The 7,178-nt window shown below is 45.5% G+C and carries 5 protein-coding genes; all 5 read left to right on the top strand.

Going from position 1 to position 7,178, the window contains the following annotated elements:
- Window positions 1-12 precede the first annotated feature (12 nt).
- Complete coding sequence (locus tag AB5542_RS20705) at window positions 13-162, top strand: DUF4974 domain-containing protein (RefSeq protein WP_368243425.1); 150 nt, start codon at window positions 13-15, stop codon at window positions 160-162.
- A gap of 173 nt (window positions 163-335) precedes the next feature.
- Window positions 336-3,728 (top strand): SusC/RagA family TonB-linked outer membrane protein, encoded by a 3,393-nt coding sequence (locus AB5542_RS20700; protein WP_279038505.1) that lies wholly within the window; start codon window positions 336-338, stop codon window positions 3,726-3,728.
- A gap of 19 nt (window positions 3,729-3,747) precedes the next feature.
- The gene (locus AB5542_RS20695; protein WP_158571830.1) at window positions 3,748-5,214 is read left to right on the top strand and encodes a RagB/SusD family nutrient uptake outer membrane protein; all 1,467 of its coding nucleotides are present in this window, start codon (window positions 3,748-3,750) and stop codon (window positions 5,212-5,214) included.
- 29 nt (window positions 5,215-5,243) lie between these two features.
- Entirely contained in the window at window positions 5,244-5,939 is a 696-nt protein-coding gene (locus AB5542_RS20690; protein ID WP_279038506.1) for a DUF4843 domain-containing protein, read from the top strand.
- 14 nt (window positions 5,940-5,953) lie between these two features.
- Window positions 5,954-7,178: PKD-like family lipoprotein (locus AB5542_RS20685; protein WP_368243423.1), on the top strand; the 1,225-nt coding region annotated here is incomplete at its 3' end.

Here is a 7,178-nt window from a genome sequence, read left to right as displayed (position 1 = left end):
GATGTAGAAGTACTGTATGCGGTTCCGGGAATTAGAGAGCGTCGTTTTACCGGGGCGCCTGCCAGTACTATGCCGTTGAAAGAGCTGTTGGAGGCATTAAGTACCACGACAAATCTACAATTCTCCTTGAGGGATGGAATGATAACCATTAAACAAAATTAGAGCACGTAAGAAATTAACATGTAAACATGAATTGATAGAACCATAGGTATTCTAAATGGGAGAAGTATACCTACTAACTAATCTACAAACCGTGGTGAGACCCGTGCGGGAAATCGTAATGGGATATGATATTAAGCAAGGTTTCACCCTTATGAAAATTAAAACTGATCTATATGAAAAAGAAGAAGTCTAATCTATCTGCAAAACGCGGGAGAGTCGGCACGTTGTTGATGCTGGTGATCCTGTTGCAGTCCTTTGGAATCGGAGTCAGTCGGGCACAGTCGAACGATGAACCGAGATTGACCGTGGAGTTCAGTGAAGCTCCTTTTATAGACGTGATCAATTACATCAAACGTCACACGAAACTTGATTTCCTTTTCAATAACGAGGAAATCCAGAAGATTCCGGCCGTGACACATGCTTTCAAATCTGTTCCGGCCTCACAGGTACTTCAAGCCTGTTTGGAGGGAACGGAATATACTTTCCGCTTGTTTCAGAACATGATCGTGATCCAAAAGCGGCAGAAGACCTTAGAGCCCGTTACCGTCCGTGGAAAAGTGTTGGATGAGAGGGGAATGAGTCTGCCCGGAGCCACGGTGATCGTGAAGGGAACCAGCATCGGGGGAAGTACGAATGACCAAGGAATGTTCGTGTTCAGTCTACCCAAGATGGATACGATCTACTTGCTGGTAAGCTTCGTCGGTATGGAAACCCAAGAGGTTGCGATCACGAACTTTACGCGGGAAGTAGTAGTGCGCATGAAATCTGACACGAAAGAGGTGGAAGAAGTGGTCGTGACCGGTTACGGTAATGTCCGGAAAACGAGTTTTACGGGTAATTCCGTGACTGTTTCGAGGGATGAACTACTGAAGGTTTCTAAAACCAACGTGATGAAAGCCTTGGAGGTATACGATCCCTCGTTTCGGGTGAAGACCAATAACCAATGGGGGTCCGACCCGAACGCCTTACCGGAGATGCAGATCCGGGGACAATCGAGTATCGGGGTGAAGGATTTGGACCGCAACACGCTCTCCAAATCAGCCTTGGAAAATAATCCCAACCTGCCGATCTTCATCATGGATAATTTCGAGACCACGATACAAAAAGTGTATGACATGGACCCGAACCGTATCGAGAGTGTAACCATTCTCAAGGATGCGGCAGCGACAGCATTGTATGGTTCCCGGGCTGCCAATGGCGTGGTGGTCATCACGACGGTAGCCCCCAAATCAGGGGAAGTGCGGGTGACTTACAACATGGTCGGGACAATCTCCATGCCTAACCTAAACGACTACAACCTGATGAATGCCCGCCAGAAACTGGATGCGGAAGTGGCATCCGGAATGTACGAGGCCGAAGGAGAGGATTTTTGGTTTAAAAAAATAAGAATAGAGGAGTACCAGGGGAAACTGAAAAACGTGCGGGAGGGAGTGAACACCTATTGGTTGGCGAAACCCTTGCGTACAGAATTTAATCATAAGCATAGTTTGTACCTGGAAGGGGGAAACGAGGAATTCCGTTACGGAATTGATTTAGGGTATAATAACGAGAATGGGGTCATGAAAGGATCTTACCGGGATCGTATCGATGCTGGATTCTCGATTTATTACACGACCTCAAAAGTACAGGTGAGTAATTATATCAGTTATGGTGTGACAAAAGAGAAGGAATCTCCTTACGGGGAATTCTCGCAATATACCAAGATGTTACCTTACGAGCGCTACAAGGATGATGACGGTAAAATGTTGCGTATTTTACAATGGTCGCGGGTACTGGATTTCGAACCGTACAACCCGTTATACGAGGCCGATTTGGGTAATTATGACAAGGGACAAACTAACGTGCTGGTTGAGAACTTGAGCGTGAATTGGTTTATCAAGCCTACTTTCTGGGTAAAAGGAGAGTTGGGCATCAGCCATTCCACGGGTAAACGGGAGGCTTTTATTGATCCTTTGTCCGTTAAAAATAATCTGGAATATGGTGATGACCGGACTAACGTGGGGAGTTTAACTTTAACGAACACGGAATACACCTCGTGGGAGGGGAAACTGGCTATTTCCTATAATGAATCGATCAATAGTCATAACATCAATGTCGGGGGTGGATTGGAAGTAAAAACGACACGCAGGCGCACGAATACCGGAACTTATAAAGGGTTTCAGTCTGCCGAGTTTTCTTCACCCGAATTTGCCCGGTCGATGCCTTATAAACCTAATTTCCAAGAAGTGCAAACTCGTCTATTCGGTATGTTCGCCCGTTTGAACTACTCTTATCAGGATATATACCTTCTGGATGCATCTCTTCGAATTGACGGTTCTTCCGAGTTCGGTTCCGACAAACGTTATGCTCCTTTCTTTTCAGGAGGTTTGGGATTGAATATTCACAAGTACGCATTCATGGAGAAATACGGTTTTGTCAATCATCTTAAAATACGGGGTTCCTTCGGGCAAACGGGTAAGGTGAATTTTGCACCATACGCGGCAGTTCCTACTCACGAGATTGATATTGACGAATGGTATGTTTCCGGTCCGGCGTCAAGTTTGATGACGACCCGCGGAAACCGGGATCTGAAATGGGAAAAGACCAATAAATTCGACGTCGGTTTCGAGTTGGGTTTATTGAAGAATCTACTTTACCTTGAATTTTCATGGTATAATGAAATCACGAACGGCCTGATCACCGATGTCACGTTGCCGAGTTCCACGGGGTTCAGAACGTACAAGAGTAACATGGGAAAGGTCGAGAACAAGGGGTTCGAGATCCAGTTTCGGAGTGACTTGCTTAGTACTGCGGATTGGTACGTGGCTGTTTTTGCCAATTTAGCACACAATACGAACAAGATAAAGAAAATATCCGATGCCTTGAAGGCTTATAATGATGCGGTGAACGAGTATTACAACCAAGAAATCGAAAGTCTCTGGGACAAGGACAATCCAAATTTGAACCGGGTGATGACGAAATACGAGGAAGGGCAATCCCTTTCCGCGAAGTACGGGTTGAAATCCTTAGGGATAGACCCTGCAAACGGGCAGGAACTTTACGTGTACCGGGATGGGACGGTGAGCTACGATTGGATAGCCACCGAGATGCGAAATATCGGGGATGAAATGCCTTGGGGTACCGGTTCTTTCGGCGTGAATTTACGGTGGAAAAACATCACGTTCAGTACCAGTTTCCTGTATGAATTTGGTGGCGATTTCTATAACGAGACGCTGATTGACAAGGTGGAAAATGCCAAGATTGAGGAATATAACGTGGATCGTCGTGCCATGAGCCAACGTTGGAAGAAATTCGGGGATGTCGTCATGTATAAGGATATTAAGGATAACAGGCAGACCACCGATCCGACTTCCCGTTTTATGCAGCGGAATAACGTGTTGAGTTGGAATTCCATGACGATTGGTTACGAGTTGGACCGGGAGATGTTGAAACGGATCGGGATCGAGAATATCCGGATTGAAGTCGGAACGAACGATCTGTGGCGGCTTTCCACGGTGAAGGCTGAAAGAGGTTTAAGTTACCCGTATGCAAATTCGGTAAACTTTTCCGTGAATGTTAGATTCTAATCGAATTAAATTTGTGATTATGAAAACAATAAGATATATCATGGGATTCTTCCTATTTTTTGCCTTGACTTCCTGTAATGATTGGTTCGAGGTAAGCCCGGAAACCCAAGTGAGTAGTGATGACCTGTACGAGAAGGGAAACGGTTTCCGGATGCAGGTGAACGGTTTGTATAAAAGTCTGGGGAGCAGTAGTCTGTATGCCCAGGAATTGACGTGGGGTTTTCTGGATGTTCTAGGACAGTATTATGTCCGGCAGAATTTGGATAATGCCTACCAAGAGGTGAATGATCGCCAGTACGAAAATGCCAATGTCCTGTCGATAATCGACGGAATTTGGTCGGGGATGTACAAGGTCATTGCCGATTGTAATAATATTATCGAACACGTGGATAAAGCCTCCAACAGTATTTTCGAGCTTGGTGAACCCGAACGGTTGAAAATACGGGGAGAGGCTCTTGCCGTGCGGGCATTTGTACATTTCGATTTGCTCCGACTTTTTGCCCCGGCTCCCACGGTGAATGAAAATGGCTCGTGGATTCCTTACGTGACTAGCTCGGAGTCCGTGATTAATAATAAATTGACTGTAAAACAAGTGTTGGAGAACGTGGAGCGTGATTTGCTGGAGGCTCACACGTGTATGGTCCCGTGGGATTCAGCCATTGTTTATAGTGATTATTATAACGAGGAAGTTATCCGGATGTGGCATATCATGGAACGTTTTTGGACGGATTGGAATACCGAGAGTGAAATCGCGGAATTCTTCGGTCACCAACGTTCTCGTCTGAACATGGCGTCCATACGGGGAATGTTGGCACGCGTGTATTCCTATATGGGAGAGAAAAAGAAAGCGTACGATGCTATCGAGGAGGCTTTCGCGATGGGCGGTAAGTGGGAACCGTGGGGCTTTGAAGACATGGACTGGATTGAGCCGGGGCATGGTCGCCTGTTGAGTGACGTGGTTTTTAATGTTTACAATACCCGTGCGGGAGATATAAATGCCCCATTTATGACGGCCGAGCGACCGCTTTATATACGTAATGTTTATGATTTGTTCCCGGCACAGCACCAGATTGACGGGCGATTTGAACGCTTGCTCAGTATGTTGAGCGGAAATTACTTGTCTATCAAGAGTAAAAAAGGGAATAATGATGTTGCATATCTTCCTATTTTACGCAAGAGTGAATTGTATTACATCAAGGGTGAGTACTTGGCATCTATCGGGCAAGTAAGTGAGGCCGTGGATTTGCTACGAGAAATCAGAAGTTCCCGGGGTGATATTTCTATGGATGACTTGAACACGATCACCACGGAAATGGGGTATATCGAGGCGATGTTGACAGATGCCCGGAAGGAATTTATCGGTGAAGGACAATCTTTCTATTTGTTCAAGCGCTTGAACCTGCCTGTTTTTGACGGGCTACAAAATGTTGATTTCCGGAACCTGTACACGTTGCCTGTTCCTAAAAGCGAAGAAGTGGTCTTTTAGAATTTGTAAACCTAAAAAAGTAAATTGAGATGAGATACATAATTATAATTCTCGTGGCCATATGCGTTTTTGCGGCTTGTTCCGAGGATAAGTTCACGACTTACGATTCGACGAGGTACTTGTACTTCGCGAAGGGAATAACGGCCGATAGTATTACCGAGTCTTTTTTCTTTTACCCGGACGAGACCACGCATGATATTCGGTTGGAGTTGTTATTTGCCGGAGACCCGGTGACAGAGAACATGACCTACCGGATTGAAGTGGATGAGAGCTTGACTACTGCCGTAAAGGGAACGGATTTCGATTTCGAATCCGAGAGGATATGGCAGGCAGGCGAGGAACGTGACACGCTCGTGTTGAAATTGATCAAAACGGCAAAATTGGATAACCAGATGTTCCGGGTAGTTTTGAAAGTCTCCCCGACAACTGATTTCGAAATTGGACCGACAAAAAATGCACGTAGTCAGCGGATTGCTTTTACCTCGAAGGCGATAGCTCCGGCTTGGTGGGATGCCCATATCGCACGTTATTACCTGGGTGATTATAGTGATGCTAAATACGCGGAATTTATCGAGGCTACTGGCATTAGTGATATGACTAATTTTGGTCCTACCAAATTAAGGTATTACGCTTTGAAGTTGAAATACCACTTGCTGGAATTGAAAAATGCCGGAACTCCGGTCATGGATGGAGACGTGGAAATGAGTGTTCCTATTGTTGGATAATTAAAATGAATGTCATGAAGATACATAAATATATATGGTGTGCGGTTGTGATGTTTTTCCTTTACGGCTGTTTTGACGATAAGGGAAATTATGACTACACGGGGATTCCTGAGGTGAAAGTTCTCGGTTATATCACGAACGAGGAAGAGCTTGGGAGTTTCTGGGCTTTAACGGTAGGTGACGTGGTGGAGGTCGAACCTATTCTTGAATACACGGGTGATTCCACGGCTCTCGCTTTGAAATTCGAGTGGATTGCCGAGAATGGGACTACCGATGAGTTGAAAACGATCGGGTTCGGCAAGAAGTTGGTTTGGGAGACGGATATGGGTGGTTTCATAAGGATTTCCCTGTTTATTACAGACACGGTGACAGGTTATCAAATCATTCATGAAGAATTAGCCATGTGGCCAACGAATAGTGAATCGACATCAGAGGCGTGGATGGTGCTTTCCGAGGTGGATGGCAAGGCCTGTTTCTCCATACTTGAAGACGTGAGTAGTTGGGAGGGGGATAATTACGTGTATCGTTTCCGCGAAATGTTGAATTATTACCCGACGCAGAATGAGGGGCAGGAACTGGGTGGTCGTCCGGTGAAGATCATGAACCATTGGTTGGCAGGTGGAAGTACGTCAGCCCCCGGAATGTTACTTCTTCTTCAAAATGGGGGTATTGGCCCGGTTTACATGGGAAATCAGGATTATCGTCGGGCGCTTTACTTGAAAGATGATTTCATGAATGGTGTGTTACCTAACGTGAACTTCAAGGATGCAGTGGCGAATTCAAAGTGTCATGTTCTACTCTCTGAAGATGGGGGGGTATATTTGAAAGCGGTGGAAAATCTGGATGTATGGTTCACGGGTAAATACATTGATGTTCCTGCCACGATAGAAGGAGGAATGAAAATTGATCGTTTGATACGGATGTCTTACTCCGGGGATATTACGGGAACTTTTGCTCTTGATGTTCTGCATGATCGTTTGCTTTATATTCAGAATGAGAATGATTTGGAATACGAGGGAGTTTGGGGGGATGCGAATGCGATTACTGAAGTGTTTACTGAACCTGTCAATGGAATAACTCTCGCTTTGAATGACTTAAAAGATATAGACATTCTTTATTGTGGTTCTTACGTGGGAAAAGTCGAGTCGGAATCGGGTCGTCCAAGGAATACTGCCGACGTGTTTATGCTTTACAAGGATAACCGGGCAGGGAGTGCGAACGTAGGGCAATATTGTATCT

Origin of the sequence: Butyricimonas sp. RTP31003st1_G1_RTP31003_210430 (genome assembly GCF_040920905.1) — a bacterium.
GTDB lineage: Bacteria > Bacteroidota > Bacteroidia > Bacteroidales > Marinifilaceae > Butyricimonas > Butyricimonas paravirosa.
This window is presented reverse-complemented; position numbering and strand designations above follow the sequence as displayed.